Origin of the sequence: Micromonospora sp. NBC_00362, from assembly GCF_026342155.1 — a bacterium.
Lineage (GTDB): Bacteria > Actinomycetota > Actinomycetes > Mycobacteriales > Micromonosporaceae > Micromonospora > Micromonospora hortensis.
In genome coordinates, this window is the sequence record NZ_JAPENH010000001.1 from 6,278,877 (window position 1) to 6,298,214 (window position 19,338).

19 protein-coding genes are annotated in these 19,338 nt (G+C 69.1%); 13 read left to right on the forward strand and 6 right to left on the reverse strand.

Annotated elements, in window-relative coordinates:
• Positions 1 to 94: 94 nt before the first annotated feature.
• The 4 genes from OG992_RS29085 to OG992_RS29100 form a co-directional block, all read right to left on the reverse strand.
• Positions 95 to 883 carry a hypothetical protein gene (locus tag OG992_RS29085; protein ID WP_266304825.1) on the reverse strand — a complete coding sequence of 263 codons (789 nt, stop codon included), beginning with the start codon at positions 881 to 883 and terminating at the stop codon, positions 95 to 97.
• 142 nt (positions 884 to 1,025) lie between these two features.
• Positions 1,026 to 2,189 carry a hypothetical protein gene (locus OG992_RS29090; protein ID WP_266304826.1) on the reverse strand — a complete coding sequence of 388 codons (1,164 nt, stop codon included), beginning with the start codon at positions 2,187 to 2,189 and terminating at the stop codon, positions 1,026 to 1,028.
• On the reverse strand, positions 2,189 to 2,713 hold the full coding sequence (locus OG992_RS29095; protein ID WP_266304827.1) for a DUF4365 domain-containing protein: 525 nt from the start codon (positions 2,711 to 2,713) through the stop codon (positions 2,189 to 2,191). The genes OG992_RS29090 and OG992_RS29095 overlap by 1 nt, the downstream gene beginning before the upstream one ends.
• A gap of 537 nt (positions 2,714 to 3,250) precedes the next feature.
• Positions 3,251 to 4,507 carry an XRE family transcriptional regulator gene (locus OG992_RS29100; protein ID WP_266304828.1) on the reverse strand — a complete coding sequence of 419 codons (1,257 nt, stop codon included), beginning with the start codon at positions 4,505 to 4,507 and terminating at the stop codon, positions 3,251 to 3,253.
• Between the two features lie 219 nt (positions 4,508 to 4,726).
• On the opposite strand from OG992_RS29100, the gene OG992_RS29105 reads away from it, so the two are divergent.
• The 10 genes from OG992_RS29105 to OG992_RS29150 all read left to right on the forward strand — a co-directional run bounded on the left by OG992_RS29105 (position 4,727) and on the right by OG992_RS29150 (position 12,727).
• Positions 4,727 to 5,575 carry a hypothetical protein gene (locus tag OG992_RS29105; RefSeq protein WP_266304829.1) on the forward strand — a complete coding sequence of 283 codons (849 nt, stop codon included), beginning with the start codon at positions 4,727 to 4,729 and terminating at the stop codon, positions 5,573 to 5,575.
• A 93-nt stretch (positions 5,576 to 5,668) separates the two neighbouring features.
• A complete protein-coding gene (locus tag OG992_RS29110; RefSeq protein ID WP_266304830.1) occupies positions 5,669 to 6,115 on the forward strand; it encodes a single-stranded DNA-binding protein in 447 nt (148 codons plus the stop codon).
• A gap of 11 nt (positions 6,116 to 6,126) precedes the next feature.
• Positions 6,127 to 6,966 (forward strand): FtsK/SpoIIIE domain-containing protein, encoded by an 840-nt coding sequence (locus OG992_RS29115; RefSeq protein WP_266304831.1) that lies wholly within the window; start codon positions 6,127 to 6,129, stop codon positions 6,964 to 6,966.
• On the forward strand, positions 6,963 to 7,289 hold the full coding sequence (locus OG992_RS29120) for a hypothetical protein (RefSeq protein WP_266304832.1): 327 nt from the start codon (positions 6,963 to 6,965) through the stop codon (positions 7,287 to 7,289). Before OG992_RS29115 ends, OG992_RS29120 begins: the two co-directional genes overlap by 4 nt.
• A gap of 90 nt (positions 7,290 to 7,379) precedes the next feature.
• Positions 7,380 to 7,934 carry a hypothetical protein gene (locus tag OG992_RS29125; protein ID WP_266304833.1) on the forward strand — a complete coding sequence of 185 codons (555 nt, stop codon included), beginning with the start codon at positions 7,380 to 7,382 and terminating at the stop codon, positions 7,932 to 7,934.
• Positions 7,931 to 8,611 (forward strand): hypothetical protein, encoded by a 681-nt coding sequence (locus tag OG992_RS33845; RefSeq protein WP_323181921.1) that lies wholly within the window; start codon positions 7,931 to 7,933, stop codon positions 8,609 to 8,611. The genes OG992_RS29125 and OG992_RS33845 overlap by 4 nt, the downstream gene beginning before the upstream one ends.
• Complete coding sequence (locus tag OG992_RS29135) at positions 8,608 to 9,672, forward strand: hypothetical protein (RefSeq protein WP_266304834.1); 1,065 nt, start codon at positions 8,608 to 8,610, stop codon at positions 9,670 to 9,672. Before OG992_RS33845 ends, OG992_RS29135 begins: the two co-directional genes overlap by 4 nt.
• Positions 9,673 to 9,770: 98 nt before the next feature.
• Positions 9,771 to 11,237, forward strand: coding sequence for a replication initiator (locus tag OG992_RS29140; protein WP_266305292.1), 1,467 nt, complete (start codon positions 9,771 to 9,773; stop codon positions 11,235 to 11,237).
• A gap of 83 nt (positions 11,238 to 11,320) precedes the next feature.
• Complete coding sequence (locus OG992_RS29145; protein WP_110565749.1) at positions 11,321 to 11,518, forward strand: helix-turn-helix domain-containing protein; 198 nt, start codon at positions 11,321 to 11,323, stop codon at positions 11,516 to 11,518.
• A gap of 3 nt (positions 11,519 to 11,521) precedes the next feature.
• Positions 11,522 to 12,727 carry a site-specific integrase gene (locus OG992_RS29150; RefSeq protein WP_266304835.1) on the forward strand — a complete coding sequence of 402 codons (1,206 nt, stop codon included), beginning with the start codon at positions 11,522 to 11,524 and terminating at the stop codon, positions 12,725 to 12,727.
• 81 nt (positions 12,728 to 12,808) lie between these two features.
• Here OG992_RS29150 and glnA read toward each other — a convergent pair whose 3' ends face one another.
• Positions 12,809 to 14,233, reverse strand: coding sequence for a type I glutamate--ammonia ligase (gene glnA / locus OG992_RS29155; RefSeq protein WP_112671701.1), 1,425 nt, complete (start codon positions 14,231 to 14,233; stop codon positions 12,809 to 12,811).
• 262 nt (positions 14,234 to 14,495) lie between these two features.
• Here glnA and OG992_RS29160 point away from each other — a divergent pair, with 262 nt between their 5' ends.
• The gene (locus OG992_RS29160) at positions 14,496 to 14,894 is read left to right on the forward strand and encodes an RDD family protein (RefSeq protein ID WP_308193766.1); all 399 of its coding nucleotides are present in this window, start codon (positions 14,496 to 14,498) and stop codon (positions 14,892 to 14,894) included.
• Positions 14,895 to 15,218: 324 nt separating this feature from the next.
• Here OG992_RS29160 and OG992_RS29165 read toward each other — a convergent pair whose 3' ends face one another.
• The gene (locus tag OG992_RS29165; protein WP_091407420.1) at positions 15,219 to 15,905 is read right to left on the reverse strand and encodes a DUF4191 domain-containing protein; all 687 of its coding nucleotides are present in this window, start codon (positions 15,903 to 15,905) and stop codon (positions 15,219 to 15,221) included.
• A 207-nt stretch (positions 15,906 to 16,112) separates the two neighbouring features.
• Here OG992_RS29165 and OG992_RS29170 point away from each other — a divergent pair, with 207 nt between their 5' ends.
• Both OG992_RS29170 and OG992_RS29175 read left to right on the forward strand, forming a co-directional pair.
• Positions 16,113 to 16,283: a hypothetical protein gene (locus OG992_RS29170; RefSeq protein WP_167493919.1), complete on the forward strand. Its 171-nt coding sequence runs from the start codon at positions 16,113 to 16,115 to the stop codon at positions 16,281 to 16,283.
• Positions 16,284 to 16,432: 149 nt separating this feature from the next.
• Entirely contained in the window at positions 16,433 to 19,324 is a 2,892-nt protein-coding gene (locus tag OG992_RS29175; protein ID WP_266304836.1) for a helix-turn-helix transcriptional regulator, read from the forward strand.
• Positions 19,325 to 19,338 lie beyond the last annotated feature (14 nt).

Here is a 19,338-nt window from a genome sequence, read left to right on the forward strand (position 1 = left end):
GAAGACGTATGGAAAGTTCTCACCGGCGAGAATTCAGGCGGAACGCCGCGGTCGAGGAGGCTGGACGGTCTACGACTGCCCGACGAGGAGATCCTCAGAGACCAACATCAGCCGCTGGACTTGGTGCCCCACCGGCAGCAGCTACCCGGATAAGCGCTCGCACAAGTATCCCAGCGTCTTCCTCGCCCTTCCACGTCACTACCTCGACATGTCGGTTCGCCTCGTCGGCGTTGTAGGCCTCGACCTCGGGGGAAAGGGGAGCGTTAGTGACGATGAGGAGGCCACGCGAACTTTCGCTGTACCACTCCAGTTTCCGGACGTCTTGCATTCTCAGCGGACCTCGCTCGCGGTACTTGACCTCGACGTTCGCCGTGCCCATGCCCGTGCGAACCGTGAGGTCAGGGCCATAGTCCAGCGAGTGCCGTTCAACCGTGGCGTTCGCAACCGCAATCTGGAATGCCAGAGCCACCTTCGAGGTGTAGAGCTCGCTTCGGTAGCGCGGCGACTGAAAGATCCGAGGTTCGATGATCGAAGCCGCCTCAACAATCCCAGCCGCTATTTCTGGGCTCTCCTCCTGCCGGGCCTGCTCCATCGCCTTCTCGACTCGGCGACGACGACGCTCAAGCTCTACGCCACTATCTGCGCTACCGACCCGAATCAGAGGTGTGCCTTGCAGGCCCATCAGCAGAAAGGCCGCGCCGATGATGACAAGAACTGCGGATCCGGCTTGGTTGTCAGTAGCGAAGACAGCCCAGGCGCCGCCCCCGGCAGCGACCAGTCCGAGCGCGGATGCTCCAAGCCGCTCCCAACGGCCCAGAGGTACTGCCTCGAACTGGTCCTCGGACGAGTTCGGCAAGCCATCAGCCGGAGTCTGCTCGGTCACGCGATCAGGTTAGTTCTTCCCCGCAAGGGCAGGCGGACGCAACGCTGACGCAGGGGCCACCGGGGCGAGCTGAGCCGGACCTGTCCCCGTCCGGGGAGGATGGACGGTCTGACGACTGCCCGACGAGGAGACTCGCCTGAACTTAGGCAGACTGATCAGGTAGCACCTCGAACACCGAGACTCGGCTTAGATTCGAACGATTACCTCGGCGTGTGAGGTCACCCCGCACCGACACGGAATGACCTCGGTCGTGCGCTGTGATTGCGTGCAGGTAGTCCTGCTCCGTAAGTTCTACCCATACTCGCCACAGTCGTTCACTGGTGTCGCCCTCCATCACACCCGCAATACTCACCTCGCCTGAGCCGAGGCTGCTTTCGCGATGAAGGCGGACGACATTGCCGATGATGCGAATGTCTTCTTCCGGGAGGTTGGCTCGCATTTCCTTCGCGGCTTGAGCAAGCACCTGAACTTCTGGCGGGTCAAAGCGGATCGAAGGAGTGGGCTCGACAGGGCGAGAAATAGCCCACTGAAACGAGAGCTGGAAGGGCCTCTCTTCCTCGCCCGCCAAACCTGCCAAAGATTCGCAGAGGTTGGCCGTAACTCCGTCATTAACACCCGAAGTGAAAGCGTCTAACCCTTGGTCCTGATGCACGACGAGCTGTGCTGCACTGAGCGCTCTGCTCGTTGCTCTGTAGAGAAACTGCGATACGCGACGAGGGAACGGTTGCGAATGGTATTGAACGTCAGGATCGTCGAAAGGGAGAATCTCCTGTCCGACGCGGGGTGGTAACGGTACTTCCACGGACCATATGTAGCTGCCCTCGTAGCTAGGACCGAGCCTCACGCCGCGCATGAACTCAAGGGCGTCTGCTGGCTTTCTCGCGGGCTGTACCGCGCGGCGAAAAGGGCTTGCAACTCCGACTGCGGCAGCTAGTACCCACTGTCGAATATTTTCGAGAGTTTTCGAGGCGTCGTTAATGGGTATTGTTCCTGCTGGGGAATTAGGCATGGTGCGAACGTACTGAACGTCGGCGGCAGCCGTAGAGATGTCTCGGAATATCTCCAGCTGCGAGCGTTCTTCGACGTCTTCGAGCAGGTGTAGAAGCTGACGAATGAAACCCGCGTAGCCCTTCATTCGGCTATTGGTCGGAACTAACGCCTCCAACCGTTCGTCCCCGACTCCCAGTTGCCAGACGGTTCCGCCCGGCGCAGAGTCCGGCTCCCAACCTCGGCTGCGCAAGTAGAGAGCGATCTGCGAGGGGTCGCGGGCAGTGAGGGCATCGGTGTCTACGATTTCGACATCCATCAGGCCGCCTCCCTCTTCTGTCCCTCTGGGCAAACCAGGTTAACCAGCGTTTCAACGGTCAAGAGGTTATCTCTAGGTACATAAACCGTTTTTGAGGATTTAACTGTCAGTTCTGAAGCGGGTGTCTCGTCCATGAGAGAAACCCAGTATGCCGCGTGATGAAAGTGAAGGCAATCGTGAGATGCCAGCGTGTAGCCGTCCTTCTCGGGCGGCACGATCACCAGAAAAAGATAACGGGGGAGTGGGAGGTCGATCCCCACAGTCCCGACCAGGTCGGCGTAGTTGTGAAGGCTCAGTGGATATCGGAAGTGATCGCCGTCGGAGTTGGGTGTCGACCAAGACTTAACTTGCGCTTCGATCGCCGGGTAACGGAAGGAGCCGCGCCGCCCTGGGATGCTGATCTGGATGTCAGTGCCGTCGACGTCGAGGCTCTTGGTAGACGTTGTGAGGCCAGCCGCGCAGGCTAAGCCGCGGACGAAGGCCTCGCCGTACTGCCCTTGCCAGACCTCGCTGTTAAGCCACATGTGCGGTGCCCCCCGGGGCGCATCACAGACGGTGATCGGTGGTACGCCTCACTGTAGCGACATGTCGTGGTGTGGATCTAGACCCTGTCCGCCAGCGATCTAAAGAGGACGGTGCGTGGCATCCAGCCAAACGGTCAGATAGAAATGCACCCAAGCTGGTGTTCGCTCTGTATGCGTGCACCCTCGGAGGGGAGTTGAGGCCAAGCCAGGTCAGCGCCGCAAGCGCTCAGGAGGCTGCCCCGGTACGTAGGTGCGTTGAGCGTTCAACGCAGGCAGAATGGCGGACGTGACGAGCCCTGATCCCGACGCGGAGTGGTGGACGACCTCGGACGTCGCTGCGTACCTCGGGGTGCGGGTTGGCACGGTGGCGACGTACCGGAAGCGGGGGCAGATGCCTGCGCCCGATCTGACGCTTGGACGGACGCACGTGTGGCGACCGGCGCACATTGTCAACTGGCACGAGGCGCGGCCACGACCCGGTGTCGGCGGCAGGTCGCGGGCTGAGGTTCAACCGCCCTCGGGCGATGACGCTGAACGCTAGGCGCTCGGGCCGGCCTTGACCGCTCGCAACTCGTCCGCGAAGTCCCGCGTCTCTGGCGCGTCCGGGTACTGCTTGGCCAGCACTGACGACAGGTCCGTGGCCACCATGGCGAGCGATGGCAGTGACCGCCGGTTCCCGCTGAGCGCCTGGCGGCCGAGGTCGACGGCGCGATCCAAGTCGCCCGCTCGTGCGGCCACGACACCAAGGGTGATCTGTGCTTCCGCCACTCTCATGGGCTTTCGCACTGTGCCGCTGCTGTCCGTGGATGAGCGGATCACCTCGTCCGCGTAGACCTCAGCAAGCCCGTTCTCGCCGACGATTCGGTAGCAGTCCATCGCGTAGAAGTCGAACTTGGCCGGGTCGACGACGAAGTGGTGATCCAGGTTCTCCGGGTACGGCAGTCCTTCAAGGATGCGGCGGCCCTGGTCTAGGGCAAGCTCGACTTGACGCCGGTCGCCCATTCGCGCCCATGCTTTCGCCCGTTGGGCAGCTAGTTGGACTGCCACGCTTTGGCGCGGCGCGGCTGCCTCGCCTGCTTCGGCGGCAGCGACTACGCCGCGAAAATCACCTGCGGTCAGCGCGTACCACGCCCGCATCTCCTGCGCCCAACCGATGACGTTCACGTCCCCGGACTCTTCCCCGAGCTGCAACGCCGCCCTACGGGTCGCCTCGGCTTCGGTGCGTCGACCCATGTCGTACTCGACGCAACCCACCAGGAGGGCGACCGTTCCCGCCAAGGTAAGCAGCTCTCTGTGCTGGGCGAGCGTGAGACGAGCGTCGAGAAGTGCCGTCATGCGGCGCAGCCACGCGTGTCCCTCGACTCGCAGGTCTGCCGAGTCGGTGTAGGGATACTCGCTGCACAGCCTGTCGGCGGTGATCCTCAGCCCTTCGAGGGTCGCTTGGGACACATCCGACGCGCGCATGCGAGTGACGATTTCGAGGGTGTCCAGGCCAGTGCCAGCCATCAAAGTCTTGTCGACGTCGTCGCGGCCACGTCGTGGGAAGAACGCAGCGGTGACGGTGCCGAACGTAACCGCGATGAGGCCCTTGTAGAAGTCGTCTGGCTCGGCGTCGCCGGCCTCCCAGCGCTTCCAGTTTCGGAGAAGGCTGCCGCTCGACGGCAGCTCAGACGAAGCGTGCGCCCGGAGGGCTTCGACCGCCTCAGCTTGCGACCACCCTCGGGCGGCCCGCTCGTTCCGGATACGCCGAGCCCACAGAGGCCGGCCCTCGCCCGCGCTTCCCGTGTCTCCCATGAGCCCAGTATGGCCCCGCTAAGGGGGTGACAGGGAAGGGGACATCGGCCTGACCCCGCAGTGACACCTGTCGTTCGATGAGTACCTGAGTGATCGTCATATCTACAAGTTCCGCTGCCGAAAATCGCCGACCCGGAGGGCTGGCGATCAAGGGTGCGGTGTCGTAGCGTCCCAATTACTAACTCGGTTAGTACTTGGGCCACGGAGGGGAGTCGAGGCATGGCCAAACGATTGTTCGGTGAGCGCCCGGTGGGCGCGGTGACGTTGGTGGAGACGCCGGTGTCGCGGTCGTACGCGCAGAAGGCTCGGGTGGCGTTCCTCGTCGTGGCGGCGTCCGTCGCCCTGGTGGTGGCCGCTACCGCGTCGGTGACGGTGCCGCTGGCGCTCGCGGTGGTGATCGGGCTGTTGTCCGGCGCGGTGTGCGGCCTGGTGGTCGCCGCCGTGGTCCGGGTGTGGCCGGCGCTACGGGTGCTGTGGTGGTGGGCGTTCGAGATCGTCACTGCGGTCACGCTCTTCGTCGGCATGGCGTACCTGTCCCGGGCGACGCACCCGGCGGTGCCGCTGGTGCTCCTGGCCGTGGTGCTGGGTGTCGTCTTCGGTGTCGGCCGGCTTCGTCGGCGGGTGTCGGCGTGGGTGTGGTGCGTGGTGGTGCGGCACCGGCTGCGGCTGTGCTTCGCGGAGTTCATCCGCTCGACGTCGCGGCTGCACCCGGGTCGGTTGCCGCTGATCCTGTGGGCGCGGCCGACGCCGGCCGGGGAGCGGGCGTGGGTGTGGCTGCGGCCGGGCCTGGACCTGATGGACCTGGACGGCAAGGCGGACAAGCTCGCGGTGGCCTGCTGGGCGGGTGAGGCGCGGATGGTTCGTGCGTCGGCCCGGCATGCCGCGCTGGTGCGGGTCGACATCACCCGTCGTGACCCGCTGACCGGCCTGGTGGCCTCGCCGCTGTCGACCTGGGTGGCGTGGATGCGCGACGAGGACGCCCCGGTATCGCCGGCCATGCCGCCGCTGGGCCTGGACCTGCTGGACGTGCCAGCGCCGGCACCGGAGCAACGCAACCCGCGCCGTTGACCGCCAAAACTCGCACAAGATGTCTGACCCGTACCCGTGTCGCCGCGTTCAACGGCACACATACCTCGGAAACCGATCCAAGGAGGATCTGTAATGGCAAACGACACGACCGTGACGGTGGTCGGCAACCTGACCGCCGACCCGGAACTGCGGTTCACCCCGGCCGGGGTGGCGCTGGTGAAGTTCACCGTGGCGTCCACGCCTCGGGTGTTCGACCGCGCCTCGGGTGAGTACCGCGACGGTGACCCGCTGTTCCTGACCTGCACCGCGTGGCGGGACCTGGCGGAGCACATCGCCGAGTCCCTGGCCAAGGGCACCCGCGTGGTGGTGGCCGGTCGGCTGCGGCTGTCGCGGTGGGAGAACGAGGAGGGCGAGAAGCGTTCCGCGTACGGCCTGGACGTGGATGAGGTCGGCCCGTCGCTGCGGTTCGCCACGGCGACGGTGAAGAAGACGTCCCGGACCCGCTCCGGTGGGGACGGGTTCACCCCGGAAGCGCCGGCGGATGACCCCTGGTCGACCGCTGCGCCGGCGGCGGCCTGAGCGGGCCAGTGATGTCGACGCTGACCGCTTCTCCGGCACCGGGTGGCATGCCCGCCGACCCGACTGTGTCGATTTTCGACCCGGTGCATGTCGGGGTGGACGAGTTCGGCCACCCGGTGCAGGTCCCGCTGATCTACCGCAATCTGTTGATCGGTGGGGAACCGGGCGGCGGCAAGTCGACCCTGCTGAACCTGATCGTGGCTCACGCCGCCCTGTCGCTGGACTGCCGGCTGTGCCTGCTGGATGGCAAGCAGGTCGAGTTGGGCCAGTGGAAGAGCTGCGCCGACGTGTTCGTCGGCCCGGACATCATGCATGCCCTGGCCACGTTGCGGCGGATGCAGATCGTGATGGACAACCGGTACGCCTACCTGGAAGTTGAGGGCCGCCGGAAGACCCAACGCGATGACGTGTTCAGCCCGATCCTGGTCGCCATCGATGAGATCGCCTACTTCTCGGCCACCGTCGGGGACAAGAAGACCCGGGAGGACTTCGCGGGTCTGCTGCGGGACCTGGTGGCTCGGGGCCGGGCGGTCGGCATCATCGTCGTCGCGGCGACGCAACGCCCGTCTTCCGACATCATCCCGACGAGCCTGCGGGACCTGTTCGCCTGGCGGTGCGCCTTCCGGTGCACCACCAACGTGTCCTCCGACATCGTGCTGGGGCACGGGTGGGCAGACCGCGGCTGGTCGTCCAACACGATCAGCCCGACCAATCCCGGCGTGGGCCTGCTCATCGCCGAGGGCGGCATCCCGCAACTGATCAAAGCCGCGTACCTCGATGACGCGGCCTGTGCCCGGATCGCGACCTACGCCGCCCGCATGCGGGCTGACCGCAAGGGGCGTGCGGCATGAGTATCCGTATCCGACCCCGGCCGGCCACGTCGCCAACCTGGCCGACCACCGACGACCACCTTCACCCGGACTGGTGCGCCCGTGGCCACCTCTGCGGGATGGGCGAGCACCGAGCCCAGCCGGTGACCCTGCGGGTTCCCGGTCGCGGCGTGGTGGTCCTGACCCGGGTGCTGGCCGCCGACGGCAGCCAGCACGCCGAGATCCGCACCCGCATCAGCCTCGCGGCCGGCGACACCAACGCCAGGGCGCACCTGATGCGGATCGTCACCGAGTTCGACGCGGCCCTGCGGCGGATGGTCCGCCCCCAGCGCCGAACCCCATAGAAACGGGCCGGCAGCACCGGGATCAGCCCTGAGAAAGCACCCCGGACGCCGCCGACCCGCCCCATCAACAGCCCGGAAGGAGCTGCCGTCATGCACGCTACCCAAAACACGGTCGCCGAGCAGGTGACCACCCCGGCCCGCACGCTGCGGGACGCCGTCCTGTACCTGTCCCGCCACGGCTGGACGCAGGGCGCCTACTACGACGCCACGTCGGGGTCGTTCACGCCCCCGGCTTGTCTGGTCGGCGCAATCGGCATCGTCTGCTACGGCGGACCCGTCGACGCCCCGGCCCACATGTTCGAAGCCCCGGAGTTCGCTGACTTCGAGGCGGCGTTGACCTACCTGGACTGGTACTTGGCCCTCCGGTTCGCCGACAGCCAGTACTACGAGAGGCTCGACAACGCCTACGACTTCAACGACGCCAAGGGCCAGACAGCCGACGCTGTCATCGCCGTCCTCAATGCGGCGGCCGACGCGTGGGACCGCACCAATGGCACGCCAACCAAGGATGGTTGCCGCTGCGGGGACTCTGACTGCGCGGACGTCATGCCGCGTAATCAGGACCGCTCTGGCTGCTGCCAGTACTGCGGCTTCTACGACTGCGATGTCTGCGGTTGGAGCGCCACTGCCGGTGGTGCGGCATGAACAAGAAAACCGTCAAGCCCGGCTTGACGCGCACCCGCACCAAGCGCGCCAAGCGGTCCGTGGAAACCACCGAGTTCGACGCGTTCGTGCGGCGCATCCTGCGGGCGTATGCCCGTCGGGTCGCTGCCGGCGACATCGAGGCGCTGCGGTCACTCGCGGCGCTGTCCACCGACGTGGACGCCATGACGCGGCTCGCCGTCACCGGTCTGCGGCAGGCTCCGTACCGGTACTCCTGGGCGGAGATCGCCGACCGGCTGGGCGTGTCCCGGCAGGCGGTACAGATGCGCTACGGCGATCGCGCCGATCGTGTCGCCCTGGACGAGCGGCTCATCCGCGCCGGCCTCGGCGTCACGGTGGCGATCCTCGCGAAGGTGTTCGCTGATCACTACCCCGGTAGCCCGGCACCGTCACTGTGCCCCGGCTGCGGCTTCCGCTACCCCGACGGGGTGACGGACTGCCCGACCAACGCCACAGTCCGCCCGCTGCTGTACCGGCGGCGCGGCGAAGACAAGCAGGCGCTGTCCGTGCTGACGCCTGACCAGTTCGCCGACCTGCACAACCTCAAGACCGCCCGGAGCAACCGGACGGCATCCCGCAGGGCGGCCCAACCCACTTCGCTGCCTTCCGGTGAGGAACCGACCCTGTTCGGCCTCGCTGACGGGAGGGCCACGGCGTGACCACCAACCCGAATCCAACCTCTACCCGGCTGGTGGCCGGTGAGCCCCGGTTGGCGTCGATCGCCTCGTGGGCGGTGCTGGCCGCGTCGTTCGGCCTGTCCTCCTCCACCTGGATCGCGCTGGCCGAACTCGCCGGCTTCACCGCCCGCCTTACAGTCCCCGGCACCTCGGTCAGCCTCGCCCTGGCCTGGCTGATGCCCATCGCGGTCGACGGCTACGTGGTCGTCGCCCTGGTGCTGTGGATGGCCCCCGTACCCGCACAGGTCGCCGCATTCGCCAAGAAGAACACCTACGGTGCTGCCGGCATCGGCATCGCTGCCCAGTCGGCGTACCACCTGCTGTCCACCTTCTCCACCGGAGTCGAGGTGTGGCGTGTGGTCCTGGCCGCGATCGTCGGGGCACTGCCCCCGGCCGTCGCCGGCCTGGCCGTGCACATGCGCGCCCTGCTCCGCCGGGGAAGCGGTCGAACTCTGACCGCCGCCACCGGCACCGCACCAGCGTCCCCGGCACCCGCCAAGACGCCAGCCCCAACCGTCACCGTTCCCGCCGTCCCGGCACCGACGCCCGGCCGGCCCGAGCTGCCCATCATGCCCACCATCGACCCCGCCGAACCGGCACCGATGCCGGCCCAGCCCGAGATCCCGACCCCGGCCCAGGTCGCCACCCGGATCACCGCACCGCGACCGGCCCCCACCCCGGAGCCGTCGACGCCTGCACCCGATGCGACTGCCCGCCCCGCCCGTCCCCGACCGAGCAAGCCTGATGTCACCCCGGCACCGATGTTGGCACCGTCCACCACTGACACTCCTGTCACCGCGTCTGACGCTGCCCAACTTCCCCTGCCGATCGTGGCCCCGGACCTGCTCGCCCGAGCGACCCGCGTCGCGAAGCAGTACCGCACCGAGCACGGCACGCCGATCACCCCGGGCCAACTGGCCGTCCGCCTCAAGGTGACCTCGGATGAGGCCACGCAAGCCCTCGCGGTCCTGGACCTCGACCCCAACACCGACAACCGACCCGTCCGACCCGCCAACGGCCACCCTATGAAGGCGACCCGTTGACCGTCTCGACGCTGACCGTCGTACCCGAAGCACCTGCTTCGGGTACGGCCCCGTGCGCCGAGCCGACCGCCCCGCCCTGGTACGCCACCTCCGCCGACATCCGACGGCAGGCCGCTGCCCGGCTGACGCAACCCGACTTCGCCGGTTGGCTGCGCCACGTCCGCCCGGCCGCTGGCTGCACCCGCCCGGTCCGCCTGGTCGGCACCATGGCCACCGTCGAGGCCGCCACCGGCCGTCTGCTCTCGGAGCGGTCAACGGCCGACATGCCCGACGGCGTCATCTACAAGCCGTGCGGCAACCGCCGCGCCGCCGTGTGCCCGACCTGCTCCAAGCTCTACCAACGCGACGCCTACCAGGTGGTGCGGGCCGGCCTGGTCGGCGGCAAGGGCGTGCCCGAGCAGGTGGCGCACCACCCGGCGGTGTTCCCGACCTTCACCGCCCCGTCCTTCGGCGAGGTGCACACCCGGTTCGTCAAGCGGCACACCTGCACCCGCCGGACCTCCTGCGACTGCCGACCCGAACCCTGCCACGCCCGCCGGGATCTGACGGTCTGCCCGCATGGCGTGCGGCTGGTCTGCTTCGCCCGCCACGAGGACACCGACGCCCGGTTGGGCACACCGCTGTGCCTCGACTGCTACGACCACGACGCGCAAGCGGTCTGGAACCTCACGGCCGGGGAACTGTGGCGGCGCACCACCATCGCCATCAACCGCTACATGCACCGGCTGGCCACCGCTCGTGGCATCCCCGACATCCCCGTGACCTCACCGCGTACCGGTAAGACCCGGTGGGTGTCCCCGGTGCGGCTGTCGTTCGGCAAGGCCGCCGAGATGCAACGACGCGGCGTCGTGCACTTCCATGCCATCATCCGGCTGGACGGCCGCGACCTCGACGACCCGGACGCCATCGTGCCGGCCCCGCCGCAGCTCGACGCCGCCGACCTGGTGGCCGCCGTCGACCACGCCGCCGCCACCGTCGGCTTCACCACCCCGGACCACCCTGCCCGCCCGGGCGGCTGGACGATCGCCTGGGGCACTCAGGTGCTGACCAAGGTGATCACGGTGGCCGGCCGGGGCGAAGTGACCGACGCGCAGGTTGCCGCGTACCTGGCCAAGTACGCCACCAAGTCGACCGAGGTGACCGGCCACGCCTCGAATCGGCTGACCGGCGACACCATCGACATCTACGCCGACCCGGCCGGCAGCCACGCCGAACGCCTCATAGACGCGTGCTGGATGCTCGGCACGCCCCGCGATTGGCGACGGCTGCGCCGCTGGGCGCACATGCTCGGCTTCGGCGGCCACTTCCTCACCAAGTCCCGCCGCTACTCGATCACCTTCGCCCTGCTGCGCAACCAACGCGTCGTGTTCCGCCGCACCCAGAGCAGCGGGCCGGAGCAAGCCGTGGCCGGGACCGAGCCGGCGACGCTGGTGGTCAACTTCCTGCAATTCGTGGGCGCCGGTTGGCACACCACGGCTGACGCGCTGCTCGCCAACGCCTCCGCCGCTATGGCCCGAGAGCACCAGGACGCGGCACGCGAGTACCTACAGACCCTCGTTGCCTGACGCGCGATTCAGCGTCAAGCCCACCTTGACACCAAACCGGCCGACCATCGGCCATCGCAGTCGTGGAATGGAGCACTGGACTGATGAGCACCCAAAGGCAGACAAGCGCTGTCGACCGGCTGTGGACGGTGGAGGATGTCTCCGCCTTCCTCGGCGTGCCGGTGGGCACCCTGTACCAATGGCGGCACCGCCGTTTCGGGCCACCGGCGGCCAAGGTCGGACGGCACCTGAGGTACGACCCGCAGGACGTGCGGTCCTGGGTCGCGGAGCAGGCGGCGTAGGCCATGCCCGTTGACGACCTGTGGTACCTGAACTCGCGTGGACCCGACGGGACGCGGCTGCCGTCGAGACGGCACGGGCGGGGCAAGCGGTGGCGGGTCCGCTGGACGGACAACCTCGGCGAGACGCGTACGCAGTTGTTCGAGCGGAAGGTGGATGCCGACCGCCACGACGCCAACGTGCGTGCCGACCTGAGCCGGGGTCAGTACATCGATGACCGGGCGGGCCGCATCACCGTTGCGGCCCTCGCCGAGCTGTGGCGAGCCGCCCAGCTCCACACCGACAGCACAACCGTCCTGGTGGAGCACGCTGTCCGGCTCCACGTGCTGCCGAGGTTGGGCCAACAGCAGATCAAGGACGTCCGACCGAGCCATATCCAAGGGTGGGTGAAGGACCGGTCGGGTGTCCTGGCCCCGAGCACGCTGCGGGTGGTCTACACCTACCTCAGGTCGATGTTCGCCATGGCCGTACGGGATCGCCTGATCCCTACCAACCCGTGCGACAAGGGCATCCGGCTGCCGTCGATCGACCGGGGGAACAGAGTCATTCCATCGGCGGACCAAGTCCACGACCTGGCGCTTACGCTGCCGCCTCGGCTGGCCGCAACGGTGTACCTCGCAGCCGGCTGCGGTCTGCGCCTGGGGGAGATCCTCGGCTTGGAGGTGGACGACATCGATTTCGACGCGCGAGAGGTGCATGTCCGTCGCCAACTCAAGGTGCTCAAGGGCCGTCAGCCGTTCCTCGGCCCGGTCAAGACGAAGACCAGCGCCCGGACTGTGGAGCTACCCGAGGTCGTCGCGGCGGCGCTGCGCCTGCACCTTGCCGACGGCTGCGACGCGGTCGAACTCGACGACGACACGGATCGTCGCCGGCCGGTGCGCCGGCCCGCACGCCTGCTATTCCGAGGTGTCGGCGGCGAGCCGGTCAATGCAGCGACCTTCTCCCGGACATGGTCGACCGCTCGGGCGGCGGTCGGCCTTCCCGCGCGGTGGGGGATCCACGGACTGCGGCACTACTACGCCACAGTGCTGATCCACGCAGGCGCGTCGGTGAAGACGGTCCAGCTTTCGCTCGGGCACAGCACGCCGACCGTCACGCTGAACACGTACGTACACGAGTGGCCGGACGTGGTCGACCGGACCCGCCTGCTCGTCGACAGCGCGCTCGGCGGACGCCAAACGGCGGCCATGCCGGCTGGGAGCCGAGCATGACCGCCGCTTGTCAGTCTGTACCCAACCTGTACCCAAGATCAGTAGTGATCCTGTTCGTGCAGGTCGGAGCCTTGATCAGGCTCAGCAGTCGTAGTACATGGCGAACTCGTGCGGGGTCGGGCGCAGGCGCACCGGGTCGACCTCGTTGGCGCGCTTCCAGTCGACCCAGGTGGAGATCAGGTCGGGGGTGAAGACGCCACCGTCGAGCAGGTAGTCGTGGTCGGCCTCCAGCGAGTCGAGCACTGCCGACAGCGAGCCCGGCACCTGCTTGACGTCGCCCCACTCCTCCGGCGGGAGGTCGTAGAGGTCCTTGTCGATCGGCGTCGGCGGCTCGATCTTGCTCTTGATGCCGTCGAGGCCGGCCATCATCATGGCCGAGAAGGCCAGGTAGACGTTGGCCGACGGGTCCGGGACGCGGAACTCGACGCGCTTGGCCTTCGGGTTCGCGCCGGTCACCGGGATGCGGGTGCAGGCGGACCGGTTGCGCTGCGAGTAGACCAGGTTGACCGGCGCCTCGAAGCCCGGCACCAGACGACGGTACGAGTTGATCGTCGGGTTGGTGAAGGCCAGCAGCGACGGCGCGTGGTGCAGCAGACCGCCGATGTACCAGCGGGCCATGTCGGACAGGCCGGCGTAGCCGGTCTCGTCGTAGAACAGCGGCTCACCGTTGAGCCAGAGGCTCTGGTGGGTGTGCATGCCGGAGCCGTTGTCGCCGAACAGCGGCTTGGGCATGAACGTCGCGGTCTTGCCGTTGGCCCAGGCCTCGTTCTTCACGATGTACTTGAAGAGCTGGAGCTGGTCACCGGCGTGCAGCAGGGTGGAGAACCGGTAGTTGATTTCGGACTGGCCGGCGGTGCCCACCTCGTGGTGCGAGCGCTCCACGTTGAAGCCGGTGTCGACCAGGCGGCGCACGATCGAGTCACGCAGGTCGGCGTAGTGGTCGACCGGCGGGACGGGGAAGTAGCCGCCCTTGTACGCGGTCTTGTAACCGCGGTTGCCGCCCGGCTCTTCGCGGCCGGTGTTCCAGGCGCCCTCGATCGAGTCGATGTAGTAGAACGACTGATGCGCCGAGGTCTCGTGGCGGATCGAGTCGAAGATGTAGAACTCCGCCTCGGCGCCGAAGTAGGCGGTGTCGGCGATGCCGCTCGCCGCCAGGTACGCCTCGGCCTTCTTCGCCACGTTACGCGGGTCGCGGCTGTAGGCCTCGCGGGTGAACGGGTCGTGGATGAAGAAGTTGAGCGCGAGCGTCTTCTGCGCGCGGAACGGGTCGATGAACGCGGTGGCGACATCCGGGAGCAGGAGCATGTCCGACTCGTGGATCGCCTGGAAACCGCGGATCGACGAACCGTCGAACGCGAGGCCGTCGGTGAAGAGGTCGTCGTTGACGGACTCGACCGGCAGATTGAAGTGCTGCATCACGCCGGGCAGGTCACAGAAACGAACGTCGACGAACTTCACGTCCTCGTTCTTGAGGTATCGCAGCAGTTCCTCGGGATTGGCGAACACACATCCTCCTGGCACGTCCACGGGGTGGCTAGGCTTCTGGCGACGCTAGGGCCGGGGGGTTGCCCGGCCGTGTCTCCGTTGTTTCTGCCGTGTTACGTCCCTCGCGGAGCGTCAGCGACGCCCCGGTCCGCGCCTCGGCCCGCCAGGAACGCCGTACCGACTGTGCCAGTGTAATGACATCTGATGCCTTTGGCCTGAATCGGCACACAGCGGCGGTGGCACCCGGCAAGCCCTCATCCCGGCGCGGATACCCTTGACCGCTGTGACCAACCCGCACCTTCCGGCAGCGCCGGCCACCGATCCCACGTTCACCGCGCCGAGCCTCGGTCGGCGGTTCGGGGCGCTGATCATCGACTGGGTGCTCTGCCTGCTGGTGTCCAACTTCTTCGCCGACCCGGTACGCGACGGCTGGGCCCCGGTGCTGGTGCTCGTCCTGGAGTACGGCATCTTCCTCGGCCTGTTCGCCCAGACGCCGGGCATGTACATCACCAGGATCCGCTGTGTGACCTGGCACGACGGTGGCCGGATCGGCGTGCTCCGGGGGCTGATCCGTGGCCTGCTGCTTGCCCTCGTCGTCCCCGCACTGATCATGGACGAGCACCGGCGCGGCCTGCACGACCGAATCGCCGGCTCGGTCATCGTCGACGCCCCCCGCGGCTGAGGCCGACCCCGCCAAGGCCGGTCCGGGGCCGCGCGACCCCGCAACCCGCAAGATCGCGCTGATCGCGCTGATCGCGCTGATCGCGCTGATCGCACTCGATCCTGGATGTAGTGGCATCCTCCGCGCCCGAGGCCACTGCATCCAGGATCGAGCACGATCATGGCGAGGGCGAGGGCGAGGGCAAGGGCAAGGGCAAGGGCAAGGGCAAGGGCGACGGCGACGGCGACGGGCAAGGGCGGGCGGAGCGTCGGGGGTGGGCACCTCAGGGTGTACGTGAAAAGAGCCGGACCCGCACGGGTCCGGCTCTTACGCGTACACCTGGGGTCAGCGGCCCCGCGACTGGCGGAAGGCGCCTGGCGGCCGCATGTTCTTCGGGATCGCGCCCTTGGGCATCTGTGGCCGGGCGGTGAGCGCCTTGAGTCGCTTGTCCAGCGAGTTGACGTCCTTGCCGGAGAGGGCGCGGGGCAGGCGCAGCAGCGTCGTCCGCAACTTGCGGATCGGCAGCTCGCCTTCTTCCTGCCCGATCACGTAGTCGTGCAGGGGAGCGGAGCCGATCACCTTGGACAGCCGCCGCTTCTCCTGGCCCAGCAGGCCGCGCACCCGCTGCGGGTTGCCCTCGGCCAGCAGGATCACGCCCGGGCGGCCGATCACCAGGTGGACCATGTCCATCTGGGTCGTCGAGCTGACCGCCGGGGTCACCCGCCAGTCGCCGCGCATGTTCTCCATGATCTGCGCCGCCGCGCCGGGTTGCCCCTCGGCGGCGTTCATCATCGCCTTGTTGGACCGCAGGTTGAGCACGATCAGCACCGCGAGCAGGACGAACAGGATGCCGATCGGCAGCCAGATCCAGCTCCAGAGGATGACCGCGACCACGGTGAGCGCGAGCGGGATGAGCACCGCGGCGGCGACCAGCGGCGCGAACCACCGGTCCTGCTTGGCGGTGAACTGGAACACCATCCCGATCTGCTTCAGCCGCTGGCCGAACGAGACCTTCTCCTGGGGCTTTGCCATGCCGCAGAGTCTAGTGGTCGCCGCCGGCCCGGTTGATCCGCGTCCGGGTGCCGGGGCAGCTGAGTACCTTACGTCGCCGTACGCGCCCGGACAGGACGGGTAAGGGGGCTGTGGGCGGCGAAGATGAGGCGCCATGCCCATGCCCGGGTGGGGCCTTCGCGCGAAGAGTCGTCAGCAGAAGACGACGACGCCACGAAGGAGCCCGACATGTTCGGCAACGACGCAGATTTCCTGCTCACACTGCACCGTACCCACGCCGCCGAGCTGCGCGCCGACGCGGCCGCGGACCGGCTCGCCCGGTCGCTGTCGCGTCCGGTCAGCCGAGGGTGGTTGGGCCGGCGCAGGCAGGCCGGTCGCACCAGCGACGCCCGCCGGTGACCGCGCCCACGGCGCCCGCCACGCCCAGCGCGCCCGCCACGCCCACGGCGCCCGGCGGGCTGACCGCTCGACCCGATCCGGCCCCGCCGCCCGGCCACCGGCCGATCGGCGGGGCCGGCGGGACGGGCCGCCATGGCATGCTCGAACACGTGACCGTACGCGCCGCCAGCTCAGTCCTCGTCGGGCGCCACCGCGAGACTGCGGCGTTGCGAGACGCGCTGGGCCGGGCGCGGGCCGGCGAGCCGACCACGGTGCTGGTCGGCGGCGAGGCGGGTGTGGGTAAGACCCGGCTGCTGGAGGAGTTCGCGGGCTGGGCCACCGACGGCGCGTCGCGGGTGCTCGTCGGCCAGTGCCTGGAGTTGGGCGAGGCGGGTCTGCCGTTCGCGCCGTTCGCCGCCGCGTTGCGCGCGGTGCTCCGCGCCGACGGCCCCGAGGTCTTCGCCGGCTACGAGGCCGAGTTCGCTCCGCTCCTGCCGGAGCTGGGCCGCGCCTCCGCGGCGCTGACCACCCCGCGCGCGGTCCCGCTCAGCGACGCCCCGCGCGGCTACCTGTTCGACCTGGTCGCCGAGCTGTTCCAGCGGCTGGCCGATGCTCGCCCGCTGGTCCTGATCATCGAGGACCTGCACTGGGCCGACCGCTCCACCCGCGACCTCATCGGCTTCCTCGTCCGGGCGGCGAGGCCGGGCCGGCTGCTGCTGGTCTGCACCTACCGCACCGACGAGTTGCAGCGCGGGCACCCGCTGCGCCCGTTCCTCGCCGAGCTGGATCGGGCCCGGGGTGTGGAGCGGGTCGAGCTGGCTCGCCTGGACCGCGACGGCACCGCCGCGATCCTCGCCGACCTGCTCGGCGCCGAGCCGCTCGCCCGCGCCGTCGACGACGTCCACGACCGCACCCAGGGCAACCCCTTCTTCATCGAGGAGTTGGCGGTCGCCGGTGACCCGATCGGCTGCGCGGCGCTGCCTGAGACGCTGCGTGACCTACTGCTGGCCCGGGTGGACCGGCTCCCCGAGCCGGCCCAGCGGGTGTTGCGGATCGCGGCCGCCGGCGGCACCCGATTCGCCCATGACCTGCTCGCCGAGGTCGCCGGGCTGCCCGAAACCGAGTTGGAGGACGCGTTACGCGCTGCCGTCGCCGCCCAGTTGGTGGTGGCCGACCGGGACGGTGACTACGAGTTCCGACACGCGCTGGTCCGCGAGGCCGTACACGACGAGTTGTTGCCCGGTGAACACGCCCGGCTGCACGCCCGCTTCGCCGCCGCCATCGAGGCCCAGCCGCATCTGGTCGCCGCCGGCCGCGCCCCGGCCGAGATCGCCCACCACTGGCACGCCGCACACGACCACCCGCGTGCCCTCGTCGCCGCACGAGCCGCGGCGTGCGCCGCCGCCGACCGCTACGCGTACGCCGAGCAGCGCCGACTGCTGGAGCGGGCGCTGGAGTTGTGGGAACTGGTACCGGACGCCGCCGACCTGCTCGGCATGGACCACCTGGCGTTGCTGGAGCAGACCCTCGACGCCGCGGTCACCGCAGGCGACTTCAGCCGGGCCATCACGCTGACCCGGGCCGGGCTGGCCGAGGTGGACGCCGACGCCACGCCGCTGCGCGCCGCCCGCCTGCTGGACCAGCGCGGTCGACTGATGGCCCTGCTCGGCAAGAGCGACGGCAGCCGCGAGCTGGATGAGGCGTACCGGCTGGCGGCCGGTGGCCCGCCCGGCGGGGAGCGGGTCCGGCTGCTCGCCGACATCGCCACCCACCTGGTCAAGATCGACCCACAGAAGGCGGCCCGGGTGGCAGCCGAGGCCGCCACCGACGCCGAGGCGCTCGGAGAACACGTGGCCCTGCTGTCGACGCGGATCGCGTTGCTCTGTCACGGCGAGCGGGACCTGACCGGCGGGCTGGCCGAGCTGGGCCGGGCGGCCGCCGCCGCCCGTGCGGCGGGCGACGCGCCGACCCTGGTGCTCGCCATGGTGTTCGAGTCGGACATGCTCTGCGAGCTGGGCCGCTACGCCGAATCGGCGCAGGCCGCCGAGGCCGGCGTGGCCGAGGCGCGACGGGTGGGGATCAGCCGCTCCACCGGGGCGTACCTGCTCTCCAACCGGGCCGAGGCGCTCATCGCGCTGGGTCGGTGGGACGAGGCCGAGGCGGTCTGCGCGGAGGCCGCCCGGATCGACCTGTCCGGTGTCACAGGTCTGCACTGGCTGCAGTTGGGCGCCGGGCTGCGGCTGGCCCGCGCCCATCCGGGCGCCGACGAACTGGTCGACCGGGCGCTCACCTTCCTCAATCGACCGTACCTGTGGCCGAACCACCGCCTGCCCCTGCACGAGCTGGCGATCGAGGCGGCGCTGGCCGCGGACGACAAGGTCGAGGCGGTACGGGCGGCCCGCGTCGCCGTGGCCGACGAGAGCCTGCCACAGCTGCCCCGGGAAGGGTGGCCGGTGCTCAGCGCCGTCGCGCGTACCGCCGCCCGGGTGGGTGACCGGGAGTTGGCGGCGGCGATCGGGGCGCTCGCCACCGACCTGCCGGCGCGACACCCGGCGGCCCGCGCGCACGCCGCCCAGGTCACCGCGCTGCTCGCGGTCGGCGACCAGGCACTGCCGGCCTGGCGTGCGGCGGTCGACGCGTGGCGGGCCGATGGGCAGCCCCACCCGTTGGGCAGGGCGTTGCTGGCACTGGCCGAGGCGACCGCCGCCGCCGGGGAACGTGACGAGGCGGCGGCAGCGGTCACCGAGGCCACCGAGATCGGCCGGCGGCTGGGCGCGACCCCGCTGGTCGAGGCGGCCGCCACCCTGGCGCGGCGGGTCGGCCTGCGCGCCGGGGGCGGGGCCGGCGCGGACCTGCTGACCGCTCGGGAGCGGGAGGTGCTGCGCCTGGTCGCCGAGGGGCACAGCAACAGCCGGATCGCCGAGCGGCTGTTCATCTCGCCGAAGACGGCAAGCGTGCACGTCTCCCGGATCATCGCGAAGCTGGGTGTCACCAACCGGGTGGAGGCCGCCGCCCTGGCCCACCGCCTCGGCCTGCTCACCGAGACCGCCGCGCCGCGCTGACGCGCGCCGAGGCC

Excerpts from the sequence above, each read along its gene's own strand:
- OG992_RS29110 (WP_266304830.1), top strand. The coding sequence starts at position 5,669 with ATGGCAAACGACACGACCGTGACGGTGGTCGGCAACCTGACCGCCGAC.
- OG992_RS29120 (WP_266304832.1), top strand. The coding sequence starts at position 6,963 with ATGAGTATCCGTATCCGACCCCGGCCGGCCACGTCGCCAACCTGGCCG.
- OG992_RS29170 (WP_167493919.1), top strand. The coding sequence starts at position 16,113 with ATGTTCGGCAACGACGCAGATTTCCTGCTCACACTGCACCGTACCCAC.
- OG992_RS29100 (WP_266304828.1), bottom strand. The coding sequence starts at position 4,507 with ATGGGAGACACGGGAAGCGCGGGCGAGGGCCGGCCTCTGTGGGCTCGG.
- OG992_RS29145 (WP_110565749.1), top strand. The coding sequence starts at position 11,321 with ATGAGCACCCAAAGGCAGACAAGCGCTGTCGACCGGCTGTGGACGGTG.
- OG992_RS29095 (WP_266304827.1), bottom strand. The coding sequence starts at position 2,713 with ATGTGGCTTAACAGCGAGGTCTGGCAAGGGCAGTACGGCGAGGCCTTC.
- OG992_RS29115 (WP_266304831.1), top strand. The coding sequence starts at position 6,127 with ATGTCGACGCTGACCGCTTCTCCGGCACCGGGTGGCATGCCCGCCGAC.
- OG992_RS29165 (WP_091407420.1), bottom strand. The coding sequence starts at position 15,905 with ATGGCAAAGCCCCAGGAGAAGGTCTCGTTCGGCCAGCGGCTGAAGCAG.
- OG992_RS29150 (WP_266304835.1), top strand. The coding sequence starts at position 11,522 with ATGCCCGTTGACGACCTGTGGTACCTGAACTCGCGTGGACCCGACGGG.
- OG992_RS33845 (WP_323181921.1), top strand. The coding sequence starts at position 7,931 with ATGAACAAGAAAACCGTCAAGCCCGGCTTGACGCGCACCCGCACCAAG.
- OG992_RS29125 (WP_266304833.1), top strand. The coding sequence starts at position 7,380 with ATGCACGCTACCCAAAACACGGTCGCCGAGCAGGTGACCACCCCGGCC.
- OG992_RS29105 (WP_266304829.1), top strand. The coding sequence starts at position 4,727 with ATGGCCAAACGATTGTTCGGTGAGCGCCCGGTGGGCGCGGTGACGTTG.
- OG992_RS29090 (WP_266304826.1), bottom strand. The coding sequence starts at position 2,189 with ATGGATGTCGAAATCGTAGACACCGATGCCCTCACTGCCCGCGACCCC.